Annotated in this window: 23 protein-coding genes; 15 read left to right on the forward strand and 8 right to left on the reverse strand. The window is 46.0% G+C overall.

Features of this window, described 5'->3' with window-relative positions:
* Positions 1–101 precede the first annotated feature (101 nt).
* Together B5066_RS12670 and B5066_RS12675 are read right to left on the reverse strand one after the other, a co-directional pair.
* Entirely contained in the window at positions 102–1,457 is a 1,356-nt protein-coding gene (locus B5066_RS12670; protein WP_079476266.1) for a GntP family permease, read from the reverse strand.
* A gap of 186 nt (positions 1,458–1,643) precedes the next feature.
* Positions 1,644–3,137, reverse strand: a complete 1,494-nt coding sequence (locus tag B5066_RS12675; RefSeq protein ID WP_079476267.1) for a peptide MFS transporter — start codon at positions 3,135–3,137, stop codon at positions 1,644–1,646.
* Between the two features lie 649 nt (positions 3,138–3,786).
* Between B5066_RS12675 and B5066_RS12680 the strand changes: the two genes are divergently transcribed.
* Positions 3,787–5,178: a YjiH family protein gene (locus tag B5066_RS12680; RefSeq protein ID WP_079476268.1), complete on the forward strand. Its 1,392-nt coding sequence runs from the start codon at positions 3,787–3,789 to the stop codon at positions 5,176–5,178.
* Positions 5,179–5,216: 38 nt separating this feature from the next.
* On the forward strand, positions 5,217–6,161 hold the full coding sequence (gene speB / locus B5066_RS12685) for an agmatinase (protein WP_079476269.1): 945 nt from the start codon (positions 5,217–5,219) through the stop codon (positions 6,159–6,161).
* A gap of 574 nt (positions 6,162–6,735) precedes the next feature.
* Here the strand turns inward: speB and B5066_RS12690 are convergent.
* Entirely contained in the window at positions 6,736–7,146 is a 411-nt protein-coding gene (locus B5066_RS12690) for a hypothetical protein (protein ID WP_079476270.1), read from the reverse strand.
* Positions 7,147–7,488: 342 nt separating this feature from the next.
* Between B5066_RS12690 and B5066_RS12695 the strand changes: the two genes are divergently transcribed.
* Positions 7,489–7,815: a hypothetical protein gene (locus tag B5066_RS12695; protein ID WP_079476271.1), complete on the forward strand. Its 327-nt coding sequence runs from the start codon at positions 7,489–7,491 to the stop codon at positions 7,813–7,815.
* A 200-nt stretch (positions 7,816–8,015) separates the two neighbouring features.
* On the opposite strand, the gene B5066_RS12700 is transcribed toward B5066_RS12695, so the two are convergent.
* Positions 8,016–9,284, reverse strand: a complete 1,269-nt coding sequence (locus B5066_RS12700) for a Glu/Leu/Phe/Val family dehydrogenase (protein ID WP_079476272.1) — start codon at positions 9,282–9,284, stop codon at positions 8,016–8,018.
* 175 nt (positions 9,285–9,459) lie between these two features.
* Between B5066_RS12700 and B5066_RS12705 the strand changes: the two genes are divergently transcribed.
* From B5066_RS12705 to pruA, 5 genes are all read left to right on the forward strand, one after another.
* Positions 9,460–10,875 (forward strand): sigma-54 interaction domain-containing protein, encoded by a 1,416-nt coding sequence (locus B5066_RS12705; RefSeq protein ID WP_079476273.1) that lies wholly within the window; start codon positions 9,460–9,462, stop codon positions 10,873–10,875.
* 111 nt (positions 10,876–10,986) lie between these two features.
* The gene (rocF, locus tag B5066_RS12710; RefSeq protein WP_079476274.1) at positions 10,987–11,880 is read left to right on the forward strand and encodes an arginase; all 894 of its coding nucleotides are present in this window, start codon (positions 10,987–10,989) and stop codon (positions 11,878–11,880) included.
* A gap of 45 nt (positions 11,881–11,925) precedes the next feature.
* Positions 11,926–13,317, forward strand: coding sequence for a YjiH family protein (locus tag B5066_RS12715; protein ID WP_079476275.1), 1,392 nt, complete (start codon positions 11,926–11,928; stop codon positions 13,315–13,317).
* Between the two features lie 140 nt (positions 13,318–13,457).
* Complete coding sequence (locus B5066_RS12720) at positions 13,458–14,666, forward strand: ornithine--oxo-acid transaminase (RefSeq protein WP_079476276.1); 1,209 nt, start codon at positions 13,458–13,460, stop codon at positions 14,664–14,666.
* A gap of 14 nt (positions 14,667–14,680) precedes the next feature.
* Entirely contained in the window at positions 14,681–16,228 is a 1,548-nt protein-coding gene (pruA, locus tag B5066_RS12725; protein ID WP_079476277.1) for an L-glutamate gamma-semialdehyde dehydrogenase, read from the forward strand.
* 76 nt (positions 16,229–16,304) lie between these two features.
* On the opposite strand, the gene B5066_RS12730 is transcribed toward pruA, so the two are convergent.
* Both B5066_RS12730 and B5066_RS12735 read right to left on the reverse strand, forming a co-directional pair.
* Positions 16,305–16,610: a spore coat protein gene (locus tag B5066_RS12730; RefSeq protein ID WP_079476278.1), complete on the reverse strand. Its 306-nt coding sequence runs from the start codon at positions 16,608–16,610 to the stop codon at positions 16,305–16,307.
* A gap of 13 nt (positions 16,611–16,623) precedes the next feature.
* Positions 16,624–16,821, reverse strand: coding sequence for a hypothetical protein (locus tag B5066_RS12735; RefSeq protein ID WP_233133290.1), 198 nt, complete (start codon positions 16,819–16,821; stop codon positions 16,624–16,626).
* Positions 16,822–17,160: 339 nt separating this feature from the next.
* Here B5066_RS12735 and B5066_RS12740 point away from each other — a divergent pair, with 339 nt between their 5' ends.
* Positions 17,161–17,964 carry an alpha/beta fold hydrolase gene (locus B5066_RS12740; RefSeq protein WP_179124103.1) on the forward strand — a complete coding sequence of 268 codons (804 nt, stop codon included), beginning with the start codon at positions 17,161–17,163 and terminating at the stop codon, positions 17,962–17,964.
* On the opposite strand, the gene B5066_RS16785 is transcribed toward B5066_RS12740, so the two are convergent.
* Positions 17,956–18,096 carry a hypothetical protein gene (locus tag B5066_RS16785; RefSeq protein ID WP_179124104.1) on the reverse strand — a complete coding sequence of 47 codons (141 nt, stop codon included), beginning with the start codon at positions 18,094–18,096 and terminating at the stop codon, positions 17,956–17,958. The genes B5066_RS12740 and B5066_RS16785 overlap by 9 nt on opposite strands.
* Before the next feature lie 238 nt (positions 18,097–18,334).
* Between B5066_RS16785 and B5066_RS12745 the strand changes: the two genes are divergently transcribed.
* The 5 genes from B5066_RS12745 to B5066_RS12765 all read left to right on the forward strand — a co-directional run bounded on the left by B5066_RS12745 (position 18,335) and on the right by B5066_RS12765 (position 22,302).
* Complete coding sequence (locus tag B5066_RS12745) at positions 18,335–19,102, forward strand: SDR family NAD(P)-dependent oxidoreductase (protein ID WP_079476281.1); 768 nt, start codon at positions 18,335–18,337, stop codon at positions 19,100–19,102.
* A 67-nt stretch (positions 19,103–19,169) separates the two neighbouring features.
* Positions 19,170–19,814: a peroxiredoxin-like family protein gene (locus B5066_RS12750; RefSeq protein WP_079476282.1), complete on the forward strand. Its 645-nt coding sequence runs from the start codon at positions 19,170–19,172 to the stop codon at positions 19,812–19,814.
* 129 nt (positions 19,815–19,943) lie between these two features.
* On the forward strand, positions 19,944–21,002 hold the full coding sequence (locus tag B5066_RS12755) for a zinc-binding dehydrogenase (RefSeq protein ID WP_079477034.1): 1,059 nt from the start codon (positions 19,944–19,946) through the stop codon (positions 21,000–21,002).
* A gap of 47 nt (positions 21,003–21,049) precedes the next feature.
* Positions 21,050–21,799: an MFS transporter gene (locus B5066_RS12760; RefSeq protein WP_079476283.1), complete on the forward strand. Its 750-nt coding sequence runs from the start codon at positions 21,050–21,052 to the stop codon at positions 21,797–21,799.
* Positions 21,775–22,302 (forward strand): MFS transporter, encoded by a 528-nt coding sequence (locus B5066_RS12765; protein ID WP_079476284.1) that lies wholly within the window; start codon positions 21,775–21,777, stop codon positions 22,300–22,302. The genes B5066_RS12760 and B5066_RS12765 overlap by 25 nt, the downstream gene beginning before the upstream one ends.
* Before the next feature lie 109 nt (positions 22,303–22,411).
* Here the strand turns inward: B5066_RS12765 and trxA are convergent, their stop codons facing one another.
* On the reverse strand, positions 22,412–22,726 hold the full coding sequence (gene trxA, locus B5066_RS12770) for a thioredoxin (protein ID WP_079476285.1): 315 nt from the start codon (positions 22,724–22,726) through the stop codon (positions 22,412–22,414).
* 314 nt (positions 22,727–23,040) lie between these two features.
* Between trxA and B5066_RS12775 the strand changes: the two genes are divergently transcribed.
* Positions 23,041–24,069: a LacI family DNA-binding transcriptional regulator gene (locus B5066_RS12775; protein WP_179124105.1), complete on the forward strand. Its 1,029-nt coding sequence runs from the start codon at positions 23,041–23,043 to the stop codon at positions 24,067–24,069.
* Positions 24,070–24,071 lie beyond the last annotated feature (2 nt).

Below are 24,071 nucleotides of genomic sequence, written 5' to 3' on the forward strand. Positions count from 1 at the left end.
TGCTGAAAACCAGCAGGCCTCCGCCTTTTTCTATATTATTCGGATAAATAAAGACGCTCCCGCATGGAAGCGTCTTTGTTAAATCGTGATAATCCGAGCCGTTAAACAAAAATCAACCATAAAGCAAACGTGACAAAAATGGCTGTCGCGCCCTGAATCAGCGTCCCTGTGGTCTGTGCTTTATACGCCTGGGTGACCGACATGCCGCTGAACTCTTTGACGACCCAGAAGTAGCTGTCGTTCACGTGGGAAACGACCATCGCCCCTGCGCCGACAGCCATGACGACGAGCGCAAGCGGCAGGGCTCCCTCGATGCCCAATTCGCCCAAAAGCGGTGCTACCAGTGACGATGTGATGACGAGCGCCGCGGTAGACGAGCCCTGGGCTGTTTTCAGGGCGGCCGCAATCAAAAACGGGATAAAGACAAAGATGGCGCCGGCGAAGGCTTCATTGGCGGCGACGCCTTCGATGAACTGGGCCACGGGCGTTGCCGTAATGACCGAGCCGAAAGCGCCGCCTGCGCCGGTAATCAGCAGGATTGGCGCGGCTTCTTTAATACCGGTGCCCACCCATTCGGTCAAGGTTTCCTCATCGTATTTGGGCATTAATAAAAAGGCGGCCAAAAGGCCGATCAGAAGCGCTACTGCCGGCGCGCCAAGGAAAAGAAACAGGTCAAATACCGGGCCCTGCCAGCCGGCAAACGTAATCACCGAGCTGAATCCAATCAGAAGAATCGGCACCACAATAGGGGCAAAGGATTTGAGGGCCGACGGCATCGCCCCAAATTCGTTTACGATGGCATTATAGTCGAAGGAGTGGTCATCCTCGCCTTCGATATGTATGTTAGTCCCTGCTTTGATCGCCCACAGGTAGCCGGCAATGATAGTCGGGATGGCTACCACAATACCGATTAAAATGATTGTGCCCAGATAATCCTCCGCGCCAATATTTCCGGCAGCCGCAATCGGCCCGGGCGTGGGAGGCACGAGGGTATGAGTGGCAAACAGTCCTGTGGACAGGGCGATGGCCATAGAGGCGACGGTGACCTTCGCTCTTCGTGCCAATGCTTTTTTCAAAGACGACAAAATAACGTAGCCAGAGTCACAGAAGACCGGAATACTGACGATGCTTCCGATCACGCTCATGGCAAGCTGGGGACGGCGTTCCCCCACGAGGCGCAGAACGACTTCCGCCATGCGCAGCGCCGCCCCGGATTTCTCCAGAATCACCCCAATAATTGTACCGAATACAATAACCAGCCCGATGCCGCCCATCAGGTCTCCGAAGCCGCTGTTTACAGCCTCCACCACATCCGGCAGCGGCAGCCCTGCAGCAATACCGAGACCAAATGCAGCGATCAACAAGGACAAGAACGGATGCAGCTTCAATTTTGCCGTGGCAAAAATAACAAACAGCACTCCCAGCGTAATTACTACAATCAGACCGAAACCTTCCATTCAAACACTCCTCTGTATAGTTATATTGTTAAAGCCGAAAACACCTATACCAGTGTGCCTTCATTATATGGGAAAGACTACAGGCAAAGAAGGGTAAAAAAGGAAATCAGTGTAATTATGACTCTGTACCCATAAAAAAACAGACGCGCTCACCTTTTAAGGTTTAGCGCGTCTTATTTATTATCTTTAATTAACGCCCCGCATCAACCGTTGAATCAGCGGGGAAAGGGCTAAGAGAAGGACACCCAGCAGAATAGAAGCGCCTCCGATTATCCCAAAATAAACGATCTCCGAGTCGGGGGAATAAAACTTCACAATTTGCGCATTAATCGCCTGCGCAGAGGCATTTGTTAAAAACCATAAGCTCATTGTCTGGGCGGAGAAGGCGACCGGTGCAAGCTTTGTGGTGGATGAGAGGCCGACCGGGGATAAACAAAGCTCCCCGAGAACAACCAGGAAAAAGCTGAGCACGAGCCACCACGGGCTGACGAGTGAGGTGGTGCCATTGATCACTGCCGGCACAATCATAACTAAAAACGACAGTCCAGCAAAAAATAAGCCGAAGGCAAACTTCTTGGGCGTGGAAGGCTGGCGGTCGCCCCATTTAAGCCAAATCCAGGCAAACAGCGGTGCCAGGAAGATGATAAACAGCGGGTTGAGCGACTGAAACCAGGAAGACTGCAGCTCAATGCCGAAGAAGCTGAGCTCCGTACGCTGATCGGCATACCGTGCAAGAATCACCGATCCCTGCTCCTGGATGGCCCAAAACATCATGGCAGCCACAAACAAGGGAATGTAGGCGAGCAGACGGGACTGCTCCGTTTCCGTCGTTTTCGGGCTTTTATACATGACGATAAAGTAAATGGTGGGGATGACGACCCCGAGGATGCTGATAAGGAAAACAAAATTTGCGATGGTTAAAATTCCTAAGTAGCTGGAAGCGGCACCGAGCAGCCCGACGATAATGGCGCCAATGCCCACGCGGCCGGCGACAATTTTCCTTTCCGTTTTCGATAACGGATTCGGCACATTGGTTCCGGCGAGCCCGAGGTATTTCCTTTTGGTCGCCACAAAAACCAACAGGCCGGCGAGCATGCCGACAGCAGCGATGCCGAAGCCGAGATGAAAATTGTAGCTCTGGCCGACGGTGCCGACAATTAACGGAGCAATAAATGCGCCGAGGTTGATACCCATGTAGAAAATGCTGAACCCTGAATCTCTCCGGTTATCTGTCGGGCTGTACAGATCGCCGACGACACTCGACACGTTCGGCTTCAACAGCCCGGTGCCGATCACGATCAGAAACATGCTGACAAATAAAGCCTGGACGCCCCCAGGGAAGGAAAGGGCTACGTGGCCAAGCATAATGAGTATGCCGCCGTAAAATACGGTGCCCGTGCTGCCAAGCAGCCTATCGGCGATCCAGCCTCCAATAATCCCCGACATGTAAACCAGGGAGCCGTAAATCGCCATAATCGAAGCCGCGGTTCCTTCATCCAGGCCGAGGCCTCCGTTGGAGACTTCGTTATACATGTAAAATAACAGGATGGCCCGCATCCCGTAGTAGGAGAACCGTTCCCAGAACTCCGTGAAAAATAACGTAAACAGCCCTTTAGGATGGCCAAAAAAACCTTTTTGGGGCACACTCTCCAGAATTTCCTGCTTGCTTTTCCCATTCATGATGTAAAAGCCTCCTTAATGATGTCCGGGAAACATAGTGCTTCTGACTTATGTAATATGCTTCCGCACCAAACTTTTGATAACACCGCTCATTCCTAACAGAAGGGCAGGTGAAATCATACACTCTATCGTAGTAAAAAATGACAGAAACGAAAAGACTGTTTTTTGATTCACCTGGAAACTATAGGAAAAGGAAGCATAAGTCTTGGTTGATGCCCTGGGTCTTCAAAAAAAGACCCGGCGGCCTTAAAACGTTATAAGTAAAAATACTTTGAATCGATATTTGTTAAGTTAACTATTATTAAAATGTCCTCAAATTAAGTATTAAACCCCATCCTAAAAAAATTATGAATGAATTAAATTATTCCACCACCTCCTGATTCTCAGAGGATCGGGGTAATTTTATGCTGGACAAGGATTTCAAATAATTTTATTTTATCTGGTACCATTAATTTTTTGTAATTGGTTCTATTCACGATATCAAAATAATTATACAATTGCGAAAAGAAAAAATGATAGCGGTATCAATGCAGTTCAAGCATTTTAACGGAGGTGCAATATATTAAGGATGGGACGGCATTGGCAAAAACAGCGGCTATTTATCGGGTTAAAGGTAAGTGATCGTATGACAAATTACTAAGGTGGTCTTATGAGTGATTCTATACAGAAAAACGGGGAAAACGGAAACCTGATCTGGTCTCGTTCGAATCAAATCAAATCTTTTAGTGTATCTTTGTTGAGTTTATTTTTGTTTTTAGTCCCTGTTCCCTATAATCAGCAATGGACCATTGCGATTGGCATACTGGCTGAATGGCTTCAGGTTCAATTCGAAAATCAGTTACCGTTTTTTATGACGATTGTATTACTTGTTTCAATAATTATGACGATAGGGGCAAAAACGATTTCTCTCAGAAAACCAGAAGCTATGTCCTCATACCCCTTTTTTGAGGAATTGTTTAATGTCGGATGGTCCTGGGTGATACTACGCTTAATAGGGGCGGTTTTTGCTGCTTTAACACTGTGGGAAATTGGCCCTGAATTTATATGGTCCTCCACCACTGGCGGGACTGTTCTATACAGCTTAGTTCCGGTCCTGACCACGTGGTTCTTGATAGCTGGTTTTTTTATGCCTTTATTACTTCAATTCGGACTGATGGAGTTTATTGGTACAATGTTAAGAGCGCTGATGAGACCGCTGTTCACACTTCCCGGACGCTCATCAATTGATGCGACGGCTTCCTGGATGGCCAGTGGAACCGTGGGTGTACTAATAACTACTCAACAGTATGAACAGGGGTACTATACCAAAAGAGAAGCAGCTGTTATAGCTACTAATTTTTCTGTGGCTTCGATTGCTTTTAGCCTGGTTGTCTTAAACACTATTGGAATGGGGCACATGTTTATACAATTTTACACCACCATTGTGGCGGCGGGAGTAGTAGCAGCTATTATATGCCCCCGCATTCCTCCGTTAAAAAGAAAAAAAGAAGAATACTATGAACCTGTGGGAAAACAAATTTCTGAAGAAGTACCTGCAGAAACCTCCAGATTGAAATGGGCTGTAGAAAAGTCTCTAACAAAGGCTTATGAAGTGCGCTCCCTGAGATCAGTGTTAAAGCAGGGGAGCCAAAATGTTCTGGATATATGGCTGGGGTTAATTCCGCTTGTGATGGGGCTTGGAACCATTGCATTAATAGTAGCCGAGTATACTTCATTGTTTAATTATTTATCCTATCCATTGATTCCTTTTCTAGAATGGGCACGTATACCGGAAGCGACAGACGCAGCTCCAGCCATGATTGTGGGATTTGCAGATATGTTTTTACCGGCAGTTATCGGAAGTGGTATTGAAAGTGAGTTAACAAGATTTGTCATAGCAGCATTGTCATTAACACAATTAATTTATATGTCCGAAGTGGGAATTTTATTAATACGCTCACGTATTCCCATCGGAATTTTGGATTTAGTTATCGTATTTATTCAGCGGACCATTATCACCCTGCCCATCATTATTTTGATGGCCCATACCTTCTTTTTTTAATGAAGGTGTTCAATTAATCATTAAAGGAGTAGTTAACAATGTATCAGCCAAAAAATTCGTCAATGTCACCACGCTATGTTGGGATACGTACATTTATGCGCCTGGAAAATATCCGCACAGTGGAAGATGTGGATATTGCGGTTATAGGAAATCCGTTTGACACGGCAGTCTCAAATCGCACCGGCCAGCGTTTGGGCCCGCAGCATATCCGTGATTTTTCTATATTGCTTCGCCCCTATAATCCCAACCAGGAAATTAATATTTTTGAATACTGTTCAGCGGTGGATTATGGCGACTTCGAAATTATTCCTCAAAATATCCACGCTTCGTATGATACAGTCAAGGATGAATTAAGCCATGTACTTGAGCACGATATAACTCCAATAATCCTGGGCGGAGACCACTCGATCACATTAGGTCACTTGCGTGCTTTTGCAAAGCATTACGGACCAATAGCTCTCGTTTTATTCGATTCGCATAGTGATACATGGGACAACTATTTTGGCGAAAAGTACATGCACGGCACCCCATTCCGAAGAGCGGTGGAGGAAGGACTAATTGATGTAGATCATTCGATAATGGTAGGTTTACGCGGACCGCTTTATGGACCTGAGGATGTTAGTAACCCTGAGGAATTAGGATTTAAAACGATTCCAATGAAAAAAATGCATGAGCTTGGGCAAAAAGAGACGATTCGTCAAATACATGAAAGAGTAGGGGAAAGTGCAGCCTTTTTGTCTTTTGATGTCGATTTTGTAGACCCAGCTTATGCTCCAGGAACAGGCACCCCTGAAGTGGGAGGACCAACCAGTTTTGAGGCGTTAGAATATATAAGAGCTTTAAATGGGATAGATTTTAAAGGTTTTGATCTGGTTGAAGTTTTGCCTTCTTACGATAACGGAGAAATTACCGCTGCTCTGGCTTCAACTGTAGCGTATGAAATGATGACCCTTGCTGCATTACAAAAAAAGAACCAAAAATGACAGGTTAAGCGCCCCGGGCTTTATTGAAGCCGGGGCGCTTAATCTTGTATTTATAATAATTGATTGAGAAGGCGTCAGTATCATTCAAAGTTATTTAAAGTGTCTGTATAAATGAGGGCTTTGGCGTAAGCAGGAAAGGGTGTGCATGATACATTTTCAGTGAATATTATCCCATACCGCAAGCTTCCTTTTATCGTTGGAGTACCAGGCGTGGTTTTCACCTGGAAGGCTGGTTTTTGGCCAAAAACCTATTTATATTCATTATTTTTCGTTCAGCTAATTCAAATAAAAAATCTTTTTGCATAAGCATTGAAAAAACAAGTAAATTTTGGCTGCCGTCGTTGCAGTGCTGTTCATGTTTATTTTCAACGTTTTTAAAGGGAATGGCATCGTTGTTTTAGTGACCATAGGAGTTCACTTGTTGGAGTGAAGGAAAAATGCAATTGAATAATGATTGCAATTTGCCTTTAGAACACGTTCGGAGAATAGTGATGGGGAGAGGCGTTTCTTCATCCGGAGAAGCGCGGAGAACATAACTTCAAAAAGTTCTGAGGTTGGAATAAATCCCAATATATTAGGGCAAAAGTTTTTTAACCTTGTCCGTACTGCTTTTATTGGCCAAATAGGTTTTATTTTCATGCCCGGCATACATTAAAGCAAAATGCCCGTCCGAGGTTTCCGTTAAATGAATTAGGCGTTCTCCACCTGTTTCGCCTTCCCCGTAGTCGATAGTCATATCATAAATAGGTGGTTTTGCTTGAATGCTTTCTCTGCTCGCGCTGCTGATTAACTGTTCAAATGCCTCTATCTCTTCCTGTTTTTCTGAGGTCCAAATGAATTCCTGACTACCGCCCCTAAAACCCTCGGAATCAGATACGGCAACGCCCTGAATGGGTTGAGCGGAGGTAGCCATTTTTTCGGGACCGCAGCCTATCAGGGTCAGGCCCAGCATAAAGGTAATTGTTAATAATATCGTCTTTTTCATTTTTGCTCCTTATTTTGTAGCTGTGAGTTTTCTTTCCTGGTTAGTATTTTCTGCCCGGTGAAAGCAGCGACAGCAGCTATAATTTCATTGGCGATAATATCAATAAACCATAACGAGTTTAAGAATAATGGGTCTATTAAAAATGGAACATAAAGCCAGTTTCCAAATGAAACTCATGGAAAACCCTCTCTACATGCGAAAGTAATAAACGGCACACACTTGTTTTATCCTGCTTAGTTAAGATGAGACAAATAGATTTCGTTCTGAAAATGGAAAAAGATGTATGTTATACTCGTGCTGATTCTGATTGTCTGATAAGCAGTAAATCAAGGGAGGCTTACAATGAGTTTAGCTAAACGCTGGGGAGTAATAGCTTTAGCTGTGAGCTTTATCCCCCTCATTTTCTTTTTTCTGTATCTTTACGGATTGGTTCCTTTTCTTGGTGCCCTCGGTTATTGGGGGCGATTTTTTCTTCCGATGGGGGTGCTTCTGGGATGTGCGGGGTGCTCCATCGTGTTCAGCGTCCGCGCCTATCAACATCTTAGGCAGGAAGTATTTTTTCCATGGTTGATCTTTTTGTTGTTAATCGTTTATTTAATTAGTGGAATTATTATAGGAATGCTCATGCTTTTATCCGGCATGACGCACTGCGGGTACGGGCCATGCTGATGAAAAAGTTATGAGCGGGCCATAACACCGGCTGTTTTAGAGTTATTAACTGTGATGTTTAGCTGGTATCTTATTTCAAAAAATGAAGCGATAAAACTTCCGTATTTTCCAGACATCTCGCCTACAGGGTTCGGGGTGCTTGTTTTTTAAATAAGAGACTATCTTCTTTCAAGGGCTGCTTATTATAACGAGAGAAAATATTATACCCACCCGCGGAATTCAGAGGCTGCGGCTATTCTTCGTATACCTACAATGTAGGCAGCAGTACGCATATCAATTTCCTTTTCCTGAGCCATGTGATAAACGGAACGGAAAGCGTTTCTTAATTTATGATGCAGGCGGGTTTCAATTTCATCGAGCGTCCAGTAATATCCTTGATTGTTCTGCACCCACTCAAAGTAAGAGACGGTCACACCGCCGGCACTTGCGAGCACATCCGGGACAAGTAAAATATCTCTGCTGTGCAGGATTTTGGTTGCTTCAAAGGTCGTCGGGCCGTTGGCTGCTTCTGCGACAATTTTGGCCTGTATGCGATGGGCGTTGGCATAAGTAATCTGGTTGGAGACGGCAGCGGGAATTAGAATATCGCACTTCTGCTCCAGTAATTCTTCATTGGAAATAGTGTTTTCGAATCGATTGGTCACCATCCCGAAGCTGTCTCTTTGCTCCGCGATCTCATACACCGGCAGGCCCTGCCCGTCATAAATCCCGCCCAAAACATCACTGATGCCTACGATGGACGCCCCTTTATCGTAAAGAAGCTTGGCCAGGTAGCTACCCGCGTTCCCAAACCCCTGAATAATAACCTTGCTCTGGTCCCAGCTCATATTTTTTAACTGTAACGCCTCTTCCACAGCTACCACGACTCCCTGGGCTGTCGCTGATTCTCTTCCCAGCGAGCCGCCCAGCTCCAGAGGCTTTCCGGTAATGAACCCCGGGGAGTCAAACTCCCGGATGCGGCTGTACTCATCCATCATCCAGGCCATCACCTGGGCATTGGTATAAACATCCGGAGCGGGGATATCCTTCGTGGGACCTACAATTTGGCTGATGGCCTGCACGTAGCCTCTGCTGAGCCGTTCCAGCTCACCTAAAGACATCTGGCGCGGGTCACAGACGATGCCCCCTTTTCCGCCTCCATACGGAAGGTCCACGAGTCCGCATTTTAAAGTCATCCATAACGAAAGGGTGTTCACTTCTTCGATAGTAACGTCCGGATGAAACCGGATCCCTCCTTTGGTAGGGCCCACCGCATCATTATGCTGTGCCCGGTACCCGGTGAACATTTTGGTTTTTCCATCATCCATGCGGACAGGGATGCGGACAATCATCGTACGAAGCGGTTCTTTAAGCAGGTCGTACATATGCTCCGAATAGCCCAGGGCGTTTAAGGCCTCTTTGATTAATTCCTGGGTATGCGTATAAAGAGTAGTGGAAGAAGGAATAGTGCCTGAGTGCGTGGTAACCATTTTATCGGCCGCCTTTCTTGGTATTAACCTAACTATATTCAAGAATCATGCCAACTTGAAGAAGCTGGAAAAGAGAATTATAGTATAGAGAAGAAAAATTATTTGTCGTTGTTTGTAAATTGATATTTCCGAACGAAAAAAAATTTTTCTAAAGAAAAATTAATGAGGTGATTGCATGGTGGAACATGAAATGTACGAAAAGTTAATGGAGGAAGTGGATATAGGAGTGCATGCTGTAGATGTTAATGGCAATACAGTGATTTACAACACGAAAATGGCATCCATTGAGAGCATGGATAAGGAAGAAGTAATAAACCGATCGATAGACCAGGTATTTAAATTTAAATCCGGAGAACCAAGTACATTGGAGCGTGCCCTGCAGGAAGGCGCAGAGTTTAAAAATATTAAACAAACATATTTAAATAATAAAGGAAATGAGATTACCTCGGTCAATCATACATTCCCAGTGTGGAAAAGGGATACGATCATTGGGGCAGTGGAATTGGCCAAAGATGTGACTATGCTCGAAAAGCTTATTCAGGAAAATATGGACCGGGCCCAGAGAAGTTATTCCTTTGAGGACGTGATCGGCCAAAGCACTGAAATTAAGGAAATTATTGAGTATGCCAAGCGTGCGACAAGAACCAGTTCTTCAGTGCTGATTATCGGAGAAACCGGGACCGGCAAAGAAATTTTTGCCCAGAGTATTCATAATGGCAGCGATCGGTCTTCCAAGCCTTTTATCAGCCAGAACTGTGCTGCTTTGCCTGATAGTCTCATTGAAAGCATACTATTTGGCACAAAAAAAGGAGCTTTTACAGGTTCAGCTGACCGGCCCGGATTGTTTGAGCAAGCCGAAGGAGGCACACTTCTACTGGATGAAATCAACTCGTTAAGTATGCATCTGCAGTCCAAGCTGCTGAGAGTACTCCAGGAGCGCAGCGTCCGGCGGATTGGGGACACCAGGGACATTAGTGTTGACGTCCGTATTATCGCCACCAGTAACGAGGATCCTATTGAGGCTATTACAAACCAGCGCCTTCGGAAGGATCTTTATTACCGCCTTGGAGTTGTTTCTTTATTTATCCCTCCTTTAAAAGACCGTAAAGACGACATTAAGATGTTAAGTGATTATTTTATCCGGAAATATAATGCTTTGTTCCGTATGAACATTGAAAAAGTTGACGAAAATGTCATGCAATTTTTTATGAATTATGAATGGCCGGGAAATGTAAGGGAACTGGAGCATCTAATTGAAGGGGCTATGAATATAACTGATCACGAAACAGCTATACGGGCTTCGCATCTTCCTATGCATATACATAAAAGGATAAAAGCAGCTTCAAGTGGTTCAAAATCAACTGCGCCAGATTTTCACCAGGAGGGGCCCGCCGAAGAGGAAGAACCAGCAGCTTCTACTGGACAAATGGGGTTACATGACTTTCTGTACTATCAGGAAAAACAATTCATTTTAAAAGTGCTGGAAGAAAACAATTATCATGTGAAGGATTCAGCGGCCCAGCTGGGCTTAAGCCGTCAGAGCCTGCATTACCGGTTGAACAAGCTGAATATCCAGAAGTTACGGTTATAGATTCGTGCTCCGAAGATTTCTCTTTAGAGAATTTATATTACTTTGCCTTTATTGGCACAAAAATTGCATTAATTGAATATGTAAGCGAATACATAAATAGGAGGATGCAGCATGAAAACTAAAATAGCTATTCATGGAGTACCGATGGATTTAGGCCAGGGGCGCAGAGGAGTGAACATGGGCCCGAGCGCCATACGTTATGCGGGAATGTTCGAACGATTGAGCAGGTTAGGCTGTGAAGTTGAGGATTTTGGTGACATTTACGTAGATACGAGGCAGAAAGCGGACGAGGACCGTTCGAAGAATTTACAGGAAATCACCAGGGTAAACAAGGAGCTTGCAGAACGTGTTTCGACGAATATTGAAAAAGGTTATTTCCCGCTGACGATCGGGGGCGATCACAGCATTTCTATTGGCTCCATTGCGGGCGTGTCCGCGCATTATGAAAATCTGGGGCTCATATGGTATGACGCTCACGGGGACCTTAATACAGATGACACCTCCCCTTCAGGCAATATCCACGGTATGCCGTTAGCTGTAGCATTAGGGCTTGGGAACCAGCAGTTAACAAATATTCAGCATGCAGACCGGAAAGTACAGCCGGAAAATATCGTTATCATTGGCGCGCGCTCGTTGGATGAAGGAGAGAAAAAGCTCATTCATGAGCTGGGTATACGGGTTTATACGATGCATGAGATTGACCACTCGGGCATGTCCCACGTGATCAAAGATGCAATCGCTTACTTAAGCTCTAAGACGGATGGCATCCATCTCAGTCTTGATCTGGATGGCCTGGATCCGAAAGAAGCGCCAGGAGTCGGAACACCTGTTGTAGGCGGAATGAGCTACCGGGAAAGTCATTTGGCAATGGAAATGCTTGCCGAAGCAGATATTATCACGTCCGCGGATTTTGTGGAAGTAAATCCTATTCTTGATGAAAAGAACAGGACAGCGCAAATCGCAGTCGAATTGATGGGCTCCCTGTTCGGGGAGAAGCTGCTGTAAAAAGCTTATGATTTCATCATCTTATAAGGGAAGAGGGCGATACGCATGAAAGATGATCTGTCCCGTTTAAATCCAAGGGGAGAAATCGAAGAGACGGCCTCCTTATCGAAAAAAAATATAAGCAAATTTGTGTTTCCTTCCATATTAGGTGTGTTCTTGTTTATGACCCCCCTTTCTTATGATGGGAGCGTCACTATTCCGGTAGCACTGCTGGCAGGTGCTCTGGAGGGTGCTCTGAGCACCGCTTTACCTTTCATTATCACTGCAGCCATTGCGTTAACATTTGTTTGTACAGTTCTCATGAAATGGACCCGGGCTTCTTTCGTCGCTGAAGACAGTTTTTTTTACAGGCTATTTCATGTCAACACCCCCTGGACCATCATACGGGGAATAGCTGTGATTGCTGCCGTTATGACGGTGTGGGAAATCGGGCCGGAATTTATTTGGTCTGAAAACACCGGGGGGCTGTTGATGTACGATCTGCTTCCTATTTTGTTTACAGTTTTCTTGTTTGCAGGCCTGTTTTTACCCTTGCTGCTTAATTTTGGATTACTGGAATTATGCAGTGCTTTTTTCACAAAAATTATGCGCCCGCTGTTTACGCTTCCGGGACGTTCGTCGATTGACTGCCTGGCTTCGTGGCTGGGGGACGGGACTGTCGGTGTATTATTAACCAATAAACAATACGAAGAAGGATATTATTCCGAGCGAGAAGCCGCGGTAATTGGCACGACGTTTTCGTTAGTATCCATTACGTTCAGCATTGTAATCATTACTTATCTGGATCTTTTGCACATGTTTGGGCCTTACTATTTTTCCATCGTACTCGCTGGAGGGGCCTGCGCTTTGATTATTCCCCGGGTGCCGCCGCTTTCGAGAAAATCACATAAACTATCGAACGGAAGCTATCAAAAAGCAGACGAGGAGAAGCCGGCGCATCTCAATATATTTCAATGGGGCGTTATGAAGGCTGCGGGAAAGGCTTCTGAGACAAAAGTGTTTTCATCTATCTTTCGGGACGGGGCAAAAAACGTTTTAGATATGTGGCTCGGCGTTCTTCCGGTCGTGATGGCCTTTGGTGTCATTACACTAATAATTGCCGAGTATACTCCTTTCTTTAATTACCTGGGAGCGCCTTTTATTCCTTTATTATCACTAATGCAGGTGCCTGAAGCTGTACAGGCAGCGCCGACAATGGTGATAGGGTTTGCCGACATGTTCCTGCCGGCAGTTATTGGAAGCGGCATTGAGAGCGAATTAACCCGTTTCGTGATCGCGGTGGTTTCTGTCAGCCAGCTTATTTACATGTCTGAAGTCGGCGGGCTGCTTTTAGGCTCTAAAATTCCAGTGAAAATGAGTGATCTCATCATCATATTTTTGCAGCGCACGGTGATTGTGCTGCCAGTAGCTGTAGGAATGGCACATCTCTTATTTTAAAGACAAATATTTTTGCAAAGCGCTGAAAAATTATTTGTCATATGACAACATCCGATAAATTATAATCTGTTATTACAATGAGTTTTTTGGCATGGATATTGCATATAAATAGTAAAGAAAGAATAAGGAGGTTGTTCAAGATGAAAACAAAAATTTCATCCGAGAATATCATTGAACGAACAAGCGCTCACGGAGCCAAAAATTATAAGCCATTGCCGGTGGTTATTGCTGAAGCTTCGGGCGTATGGGTGAAAGACCCTGAAGGAAATGAATATATGGATATGTTAAGTGCCTACTCTGCAGTCAATCAGGGCCACCGTCATCCTAAAATTATTCAGGCTCTGAAAGACCAGGCCGACCGGGTGACACTTACCTCCAGGGCTTTCCATAATGACCAGCTGGCGTCCTTCTATGAAATGGTTTCAACATGGACAGGAAAAGAAATGGTTCTTCCGATGAATACAGGAACAGAAGCAGTGGAAACAGCCGTCAAAGCAATCCGCCGCTGGGGCTATGAAAGGAAAGGGATTCCGGAAGGACAGGCAGAAATTATCGCATGTGAAGGGAACTTTCATGGCCGGACCATGAGCGCGGTTTCCCTTTCTTCTGAGTCAGAATATCAACGAGGATTTGCCCCTCTTTTGCCGGGAATAAAAGTGATTCCTTACGGGGATGCGGAGGCTCTTCAGCAGGCCATCACATCGAATACGGCCGGTTTTATTTTTGAACCCATTCAAGGAGAAGCTGGAGTAATTATTCCGCCGGAAGGCTTTTTAAAAGAAGCACAGGCGATTTGCGAGAAGGAAAATGTTTTGTTTGTAGCCGATGAAATCCAGTCCGGACTGGGACGGGCAGGCAAAGTATTTGCCTGCGACTGGGAAGATGTTGTACCCGACATGTACATTATCGGCAAAGCCCTTGGCGGCGGTGTTTTTCCCGTTTCCTGCGTAGCGGCCCATGAAGATATTCTCGGCGTGTTTACCCCAGGGTCCCATGGTTCCACCTTTGGCGGCAACCCTATGGCCTGTGCGGTTTCGGTAGCCTCGCTCGAAGTCATTCAGGAGGAGCAGCTAGTGGAACGTTCCTTGGAGCTCGGCGGTTATTTTAAAGATAAATTAGCTGCTATCCATCATTCTCATATCAAAGAAGTACGGGGGCGCGGTTTATTTATTGGCATGGAGCTCACCGTTCCAGCCCGCTCTTATTGTGAACAACTAAAAGAACTTGGGCTGTTATGCAAGGAGACACATGAAAATGTCATCCGCTTTTCTCCGCCGCTTACGATCCAGCAGGAAGAATTGGATTGGGCGATTGAGCAAATCAATAAAATTTTTACGAAAGAACAATAAGAGGAGGAATTCCCATGTATACCACCTACCATCATGAACCCTTCACCGATTTCACCGATGAACAGAACCGCCAGGCATTTGCGGACGCGATCAAGGACGTCGACAAACAGCTCGGCCAGGACTACCCGCTGATTATTGGCGGGGAGCGGATCATCACGGGCGAAAAGCTGGTGTCCACCAACCCGGCCAATAAAAAAGAAGTGGTCGGCCGGGTCTCCAAAGCCAATCCCGCCCTGATTAATCAGGCCTTCGATGCGGCCAGCAAAGCGTTTCGGTCCTGGCGGACGACCAGCGCCGATGCCCGGGCGGAAGTGATGTTCCGGGCCGCCGCCACCATGCGCCGCCGGAAGCACGAACTCTCGGCGACGCTCGTCAAAGAGGGCGGCAAGCCCTGGAAGGAAGCCGATGCGGATGTGGCCGAAGCCATTGATTTCGTGGAATATTATGCCCGCCAGATGCTCGAGCTGAAAAACGGCAAGCCCATTAACAGCCGGGAAGGGGAATACAACCAGTACATCTACCAGCCGCTCGGGGTGGCCGTGACGATTCCCCCATGGAATTTCGCCTGCGCGATCATGGTGGGGACCACGGTCGCTCCGCTGGTGACGGGCAATACCGTGCTGTTAAAGCCGGCCGAGCCAACGCCGGTGATCGCGGCGAAGTTTGTCGACATTTTGATCGAATCCGGCGTGCCGGACGGCGTCATTAACTTCGTCCCCGGGGACCCCGAAGCCATTGGCGACCACCTCGTCGATCATCCCCAAACCGCGCTGATCAGCTTCACCGGCTCCCGGGCCACCGGCACACGCCTGTATCAGAAAGCCGCCGCCATTCAGGAGGGCCAGCAGCACCTGAAGCGGGTCATCGTGGAAATGGGCGGCAAGGATACGGTGGTCGTCGACAGCGACGCGGATCTTGATACGGCTGCGGAAGCCATTATCGCGTCCGCCTATGGCTTTTCCGGCCAGAAATGCTCGGCCGGCTCCCGGGTCGTCGCGCACCAGGACGTGTACGACGACGTCCTGCGCAAGGTGGAACAACAGGCGAAAGCATTGGCGGTCGGGGATCCAACGTCCTATGGGACCTACATGGGCCCGGTCATCAACCAGAAGGCCTTCGATAAAATCACCGGCTATATCGAGATCGGCAAACAGGAGGGCCGGCTGGTGGCCGGCGGAACGAGCGACGACTCCCACGGATACTTCATTGATCCGACCATCTTTGCCGACGTGGACCCGAACGCCCGTCTGATGCAGGAGGAAATCTTCGGCCCGGTCGTGGCGTTTACGAAAGCCTCTTCCTACGAAGAAGCCATCGACATTGCCAACAATACGGAGTACGGCTTAACCGGGGCCGTCATTTCCAATACCATCGACCATCTGGAGTACGCCAAGCTGCATTTTCACGTCGGCAACCTGTATTTCAACCGCAACTGCACCGGCGCCATCGTCGGCTATCATCCCTTTGGCGGCTTTAAAATGTCCGGTACGGATGCCAAGGCCGGCGGCCCGGATTACCTGATTCAGCATATGCATCCGAAGACCATCAGCCATGCGCTTTAATATGTAAGGAGGCTATTTCCATATACTGAAAAAAGTACGCGCAGAGGCGGATTAGCCAGCTGCGCGTACTTTTTCATTAATCACTTTTTGTAGGCATCTTTAACGCCAGGTCTGCTTTTTTCAAATCATGATCGATTTGTTCTTTCATATCATAAGCATGGTACATTTCATTTTCAATCATAAAGGAAGCAACTTTATGATGAAGGTCGATCGCTTCATTTAATTGTTTTTTTAGTACTTCAAGTACTTCCGGGCTGGCAGTTTCGGTGATGGCAACCGCATAGGTGCGTACCGCTGATTTAGAGGTGACTAACAGATCGGTGGCGATCACTTCATCGTTGATTAAGTCTTTGTTGGCGATTTTGTCTAAAATACTGCTCATGCTATTCCTCCTTTTATTTTGATTGTTCAAGAAGCTCCCGTAATTCTTGAACGGCTTGTTGGGAAGTTACGGCGCTTTCTTCAAGCAGCTGCTTCAATTGTTTGTCAGTAGCAAGCCCCTGCATCATAGAAGCTTTAGCTGTTGCTGCGGCTTTTACCTGCAGAAGCTCATGGATTTCAATGATTTCATGGGAAGCATAATTATCAGCCATCATGTTTCCTCCTTTCTGTTAAAAATGATAAACACCAAGCAGAGTATCCCCGCTTTTAAAGCAATAAAAAAAGCCAGGAGAAGAGTAGGATTCTTCTCTGGCTTACAGGACAGCTATTACTGTCTGTTGCTACCATACCGGTTTTTGCTATTGCATGTTACATCTATACCTTTCTTCTTATAAATCGAAACGTAAGATTTGTTTAAGTAATAGTAATAAAAAAACTCATCGCTTTTTCAATGTGATGGTAAAGATATTACGGGTTTATCCGGGGCCGGAATTGGTAAAAGATAAAGATAAACTCATATTATGCAGGCTGAACAGTTGGAGGAGAGAACTATGCCATATTTTACTTCAGATGATACATCAATTTACTATGAAAGCCGGGGAGAAGGGCCGGTGCTGATATTTGTATCCCCGCCCGGGCTCGGCTGCTCGGCTTTTGAACAGCAGCACCCCCTTGCAGATGATTTCCAGGTGGTAACGTTTGATCCGCGAGGCAACGGCAGAAGCGAGCGGGGAAACATAAGCGAAAACATCATCGAGCAGTGGACAGAGGATATATACGCGCTGGCCAGCCATCTTCAGGCGGGCCAAGTCACCCTGTGCGGCTATTCGTATGGCGGATTGCCGAGCCAGTTGTTTGCTTACCGCTACCCGGAAAAGACGGCAGCGCTAATAATGATCAGCAGTTTTCCAAGGGTGCGGACCTGGATGCTGGCGGGGAAATTCCGCCTTGGCATATGGAGTACGTACGAAAACCTTATCGGCACCATTGGCAAAGCGCTTGCTTTTTCTCACACAAGCGACCAGGAGCAACAGAAACGTATTGACTGGAATATTGAAAACAGCAGCCCGGATGTGTTGGAGCGTATGTACCAAAACGGAAGGTTTCAGGATAATAGGAGCCTGCTTCCAGCGATCACATGCCCGGTGATGACGATTTTTGGCACCAACGATGTGTTTGTGAAAAAAAACCAGCATGACTTTCGTACATACCTGCCGGGGATGCACAATGTGCATATTCAAGGCAAAGCCCACCAGCTGCCAACGAGGGCTGCCGAGGAAATGAATGCTATAATCCGGAAGTTTGTTGCGGAAAGCCAAAGCGCTTCCAGCAGCCAGCCGGCAGAATCAACGTAACGGGATATGGATACATTGCTTCATGGCTGCCGGCAGTAAAGCCGGCTTTTTTGTGCTTAATAAAAGCAACAGCTGTTTTAGAACGAAAAAAGCCAATTCTTTATTGGCTTTTTTCGAATCCTTATTGCTCATCTAGTAAAGCCTCCTTCAAGGCTGGTATGTCAAGGCTCTTTCTTTTCTGCATGCATGACAAATGCTTTTTTTATTATGACATTCATTTCTCGACGGCGCTAGAGAAACCGTGGAAGCATTTTGAAAGACAAGACTTAACATTTGCTAAGTCTGATAAGGGTCGGTAGAATGGTGCCCATTCAAGTGAATTGAATCAGAGGGAGTCTTCCCGAAACCAAACATGAAGGAGTGTCTACACATGGAACTATTTAACAACACCGGAAAAGTCGCATTGATCACCGGCGGAGGCAGCGGTATTGGCAAAACAGCGGCCGAAGCACTATCGGAAAGCGGAGCGACCGTGGCACTGGTAGGCCGCACGCTGCAAAAAGTCGAGGATGCGGCTGCGGACATCCAGCAAAAAACCGGCGGCACGGTTAAAGGCTACCAGGGCGACGTAACAAAAACGGAAGATCTGCAGCGCTTTGTGCGCGCTGTGTATGACGATCTTGGATCCATTGATATTCTGGTTAATAACGCCGGCACCCTCGCTCCGGGCACGATCGACAGCCTGAGCGAAGAGGAGTGGGACCAGGTGATGGACACGAACGCGAAGTCCATCTTCTTTACGACCCAGGCCGTCGTGCCTTACATGAAAGAACAGGATTATGGCCGCGTGATTAACACGGCGTCGGTAGCCGGCGACATCAGCCTGTCCTTTAGTTCGGTGTATGGCACCAGTAAAGCTGCTGCGATCCATCAGACCAAGCAGCTCTCGCTGGAGCTGGCGCCGTATAATATCACCGTGAACGCGATCAGCCCGTGGTTCTTCCAGACGGACATGAATGAAAGCGAACTGGCGGACGACAGCTTCCGCTCCGCGGTCGAGAACCGGACCCCGATGAAACGGCTCGGCCAGCTGGAAGAATTAAAAACATCGTATCTCTTTTTTGCTTCCGCAGGATCGAGTTATGTCAGCGGCCAGAACGTCTTTGTCGATGGCGCCCTGACCGTCTACGGTTTATAAAAGTAAGCCCAGTGGAGGAAAAACCTTCGGAATAGATTAAGACATGATTGGAAGAGGAGAGATAGTGATGGCATCATTACAAGAGGATATCAGCAAATACAAAGAACAATTTAAGCAGAACGCCCCGGAAGAAAAGCAGCGCCTGATGGCCCAGGCTACTAAGGAGCTTGAAGCTTCCGGCGTGGCCCAGGGATTACAGGTAGGGGATGAAGTGCCCGAGCTTGAGCTTCCGGACGCTACAGGAACGACCGTTTCCCTGTCGGATAAACTGTCGGAAGGCCCGGTTATTCTCACTTTCTATCGTGGAGGCTGGTGCCCGTATTGCAATCTGGAGCTGAACGCTTACCAGCGGGAGCTGAAGGCTGTCCAGGAGGCAGGAGCCACCTTAATAGCGGTTTCCCCGGAAACGCCGGATGCTTCATTATCGACAAAGGAAAAAAACGAGCTTGAATTTACCGTGCTGAGTGATGAGGGCAATCATGCAGCGAAACGATTCGACCTGGTTTTCCCGATGCCGGATTATTTGATCGAGGTCTATCAGCAGTCCGGCCTGGATGTAGCAGGGCATAACGGGAACGAAGACTGGGAGCTTCCTAAACCTGCTACGTTTGTCATTGATCCCTCCGGTAAGATTGTGTTTGCCGAGGTGGATTCTGATTATACGAAGCGCACCGAACCTTCGAAGGTAGTTGAAATAGCGTCTAATTATTAAAAGCAGGCGTGTTTTAGTGTTAGATGAAAGTTTGCGGGTCTCCCCGCAAACTTTTTTATATCGATATGAGGACAGAAAAATGAAAGGCGGGGACCATCATTGGAACAGAAAAAATTTGATGTCAAAAACATGAAAGCTGTCCAGGTTAGCGGATACGGGGGGCTGGAAAAACTGGAATTGGTAGAAACCCCGGTCCCAAAGCCCGAAAAAGGGGAAGTGCTTGTTAAAGTAAAAGCCTGCGCCATTAATAACACGGAAATTTGGATGAGAGAAGGGGCTTATGGTACTGGATCCAATTCTGGATGGCGTCCAGAGGGTATAAAATTTCCCCGTATACCGGGATCGGATATTACAGGAGAGATCGTTCAGTGTGGAAGTGAAGAAGATCGATTGCTGATTGGAAAAGACGTAGTGCTGTTCCCGTTCACTTCCAGCGGAGAGCGTGGAAACGAACATATTGCGGAAGACATGTCTTTTATAGGCTCCGAATATGATGGAGGTTATGCTGAATATGTCGTATGGCCTGCGGACCTTTGCTTTGATATGCCTTTAAAGACTTACTCTGACAGTGCTGCGTTTTCAGTAAGCGGGTTAACAGCCTGGCACATGGCCCGCCAGGTTGATATACAGCCAGGAGAAACAGTTATGGTGACGGGGGCCAATGGCGGCGTCGGGTCATTAAATATTCAAATTGCATCTAAAGTGTTCGGGGCGAAGGTTATAGCAATCACAGGAGATTTGAAAAATGAAGAACAGTTGAAAGCTTTAGGAGCCGCGGAAGTACTATCATACAAATCCACGCGTTTGCAGGAAGAAATACTTGAATGTAATGGAGGTCCCGTTGACACCGTGTTGGATGTGGTCGGGGACGCCCTGCTTGCTGTTTCTCTTAAAGTGTTAAAAAAAGGAGGAAAGTTTTGTACTTCCGGTTCTGCTGGAGGGCAGATCACCCAACTTGATCTGCGAATACTTTATCTAAAACATATTACGATGTATGGTTCTGTCCTGGGAACGAGAGCAGAGTTTAAAGAGCTGCTGCAGGAAGTATCCAACGGGAAAATACAGCCGGTTATTGATAAATTTTTTCCATTGGAAAAAGCTAGAGAAGCCCAGGACTACTTCAAACAACATGGAAAAACCGGTAAAGTTATACTGCTTCCAAAAACAGGTGATGATCTACAAATATGAATCATCCAATGATGTGAACACTCCTGCTTTTATAGAGAAGCATTGGGATGAATTTGAAAGAAAAAGTGTTAACAGGAGGCGTCATGCGTCAACATTTCTTTGTTAAAAACCAATGGCAGGCGTTAACTGTAATAGCTGTAGCGGTATTATTTTCTTTAAGTCTGTGGTTTAGTGCTTCTGCTGTGTTGCCTCAATTGAAGCAACAATGGAACATCAATATGGTACAGGGCTCCTTTATCACCACATTTTTGCAGCTGGGGTTTATTGCTGGGGCTCTTACTTCTGCTTTTATCGGTTTTGCAGACAAGTACAAGCCACGTACAATATTTATTGTTTCGAGTATTTTGGGAGCTTTTTTGAATGCCCTATTTATTTTTTCCCCTTCATTTGAAATAGGTTTAGCTCTTCGTTTTTTCACAGGTGTTTCTTTAGCGGGAGTGTATCCTATAGCGGTAAAGTTAGTATCTTTATGGTTTGACGATAATAAGGGAGTGAGCATGGGGATTTTGATAGCCGGCCTTACTTTAGGTTCAGCTTTACCACATTTGGTATCTGCTTTCCCTATTACGGTAAGCTGGGAAGTAATTATTTTAATTAGTTCTGTTTTTGCTCTGTCAGCTTCTTTTTTGATAGGAGTTTTTCTTCCAGAAAAAACCGACTATGCTAATGAAGTGGAGGAAACAAGACATTCCATAAAAGTATTGTTGAAAAACCGTAAAGTTATGCTGGCCAATTACGGTTACTGGTTTCACATGTGGGAGTTGTACGCGATGTGGACCTGGCTTCCATATTTTTAGCAGAAAGCCTAAACGCCACGCAATTTGAAAATTATAATTCTCTGATTTCCTTTCTAGCTATAGGTCTCAGTGGAGCTGGTGGTTGTGTTATAGGTGGAATTTGGGCCGAACGAATAGGAAAAATACAATTTGCAATAATTGCATTGTCTTTCAGTTCACTATCAGCTGTTCTTATAGGATTCACTTTTGAAAAAAGTGGGTGGGTTACTATTATTATTGCGCTTGCGTGGGGAGGGTCTATTATTGCAGATTCCGGCCAGTTTTCCGCACTGGCAGCAGGCTACAGTGAAAAAGCATATGTTGGCTCAGCGTTAACCTTTCAAATGGCAGGCGGTTTTTTAATAACGGTGGTTTCCATCTATTTAGTATCATATTTACAGCCTTATGTAGGGTGGGGATGGATATTTGCATTTTTATCAATAGGCCCTATATTGGGAGTTGCAGCTATGGGTATTTTATTGAGGTTGGAAAAAATGGCAACCAATGATGCAAAAATACTGTAAAATGGCAGAGATTTCCGTACAGCAGTGATGTTTCTTATGGAAAATGAAACAAAAAAGTGCCCCGCTTATTCCGAAAGCATTGGAATGAGCGGGGGAAATTAGAAATTGTTTAGGTGTATTTTTGAATTTGTTCCATCAGCTGTTCTTTTGGCTGAAAACCAACAATCTGCTCCACCACTTCACCATCTTTAAATAAAAGCATAGTCGGGATGCTCATGATGCCGAATTCGCCGGCCGTGGCTTGGTTGTCATCGACATTTAGTTTAGCGATGGTCACTTGATCGCCAATTTCTTCATTAATTTCTTCTAAAACAGGGGCGATCATTTTACAAGGGCCGCACCACGGAGCCCAAAAGTCAGTTAATACAACACCTTCAGATATTTCCTGATGAAAATCATTGTCTGTAACATGTACAATAGCCATTTACAATCTCTCCTTATTCAGTGATATGAGTGATAACGCCAATCGTAATACTAAGAATCCTCTTAATGCAAGCTATAGGCTTTATTAGTTTCGATAAGTAAAAGACTTTAGCTTTCCATAAGCCATTGTGTTGTTCGTAAGAAAATATTTATTTCAATTTTTCAGCGTTTCAAGCATGCACCATGCAGGCACAGCTGTTTAGCTGATGATGGATAAATTAAATTTACCCCTTGATTATTAAATGAGTTTTGTTATAATGAAAACGGTTTATTACAAAAACGTTTTTGGAAAACAACACAAACAGGAGAATGAAGATGACTTCCATTAAACAAATTGCAAAAGAAGTCGGGGCGTCAGTATCCACGGTATCGCGTGCTTTGAATGGCTATCACGATGTAAATCCGAAAACGCGGGAAAAAGTAATTGAAGCAGCTCGCAATCTCAACTACTTTCCCAGTTCTGCAGCCCGGAGTCTCGTAACGAAACGCACCTATATGATTGGTCTTTTTTTTGGGGACAATGTTAATTCAGGCTTTGAGGATCCATTTTTTCAAAAAGTACTATCGGCGATTAGAGAGCTGGTTGGTGATGCGGGATATGACCTGCTTGTTTTCACAAACAAAAACAAAGAGAGAGCAACATACACCACTCTCTGCAGGGAACGCGGAGTGGACGGCACCATATTGATATTAACCGGCAGGGAGAAGCAGGTGAACAGTCAATTGACGGATCTGCAAAACAGTGGAATTCCTTGCGTGGCCATTGATGTGCCCCTCGAGGGCGACCGGTGTACCTACGTAGAATCAGACAATTTTTTAGGAATGAAGAAAGCGGTATCATATTTAGCTGGACTTGGACACCGCCAGATTGCTTTTATCGGGGGCGATGAAGTATCCAAAATAAGTCTGGACCGGTTAAATGGTTATCGCTCCGGACTGAACGATGCAGGAATTGGTTATGACCCGGACTTGATAGAAATGGGATACTATGCCAAAGAATACGCAGAACTGGCTGTTAAAAATATATTGAGAAAGAATAAAAAAGTGACGGCCTTTGTTTGTGCGAGTGATGTGATGGCTTTTGCTGCCATAGAAACACTGCAAGAAGAGGGGTGTTCAGTGCCTGGAGAGGCGTCCGTTATAGGGTTTGACGATGTTAACGAGGCTGCGGGTTATCATATCCCATTAACAACGGTAAAGCAGAATAAAGAAGAAATCGGGCGTGCAGCAACCGAACAATTACTAAAAATTATTGAAGATCCGGCTCTTTCCCCGTCGCCTATTATGATCCCGTGTGAACTGATTGTTAGACAATCTGCTGCCGAAGCGCCAAAGAAAGCATAATA

The sequence above is a fragment of the Marinococcus halophilus genome, assembly GCF_900166605.1.
Lineage (GTDB): Bacteria > Bacillota > Bacilli > Bacillales > Marinococcaceae > Marinococcus > Marinococcus halophilus.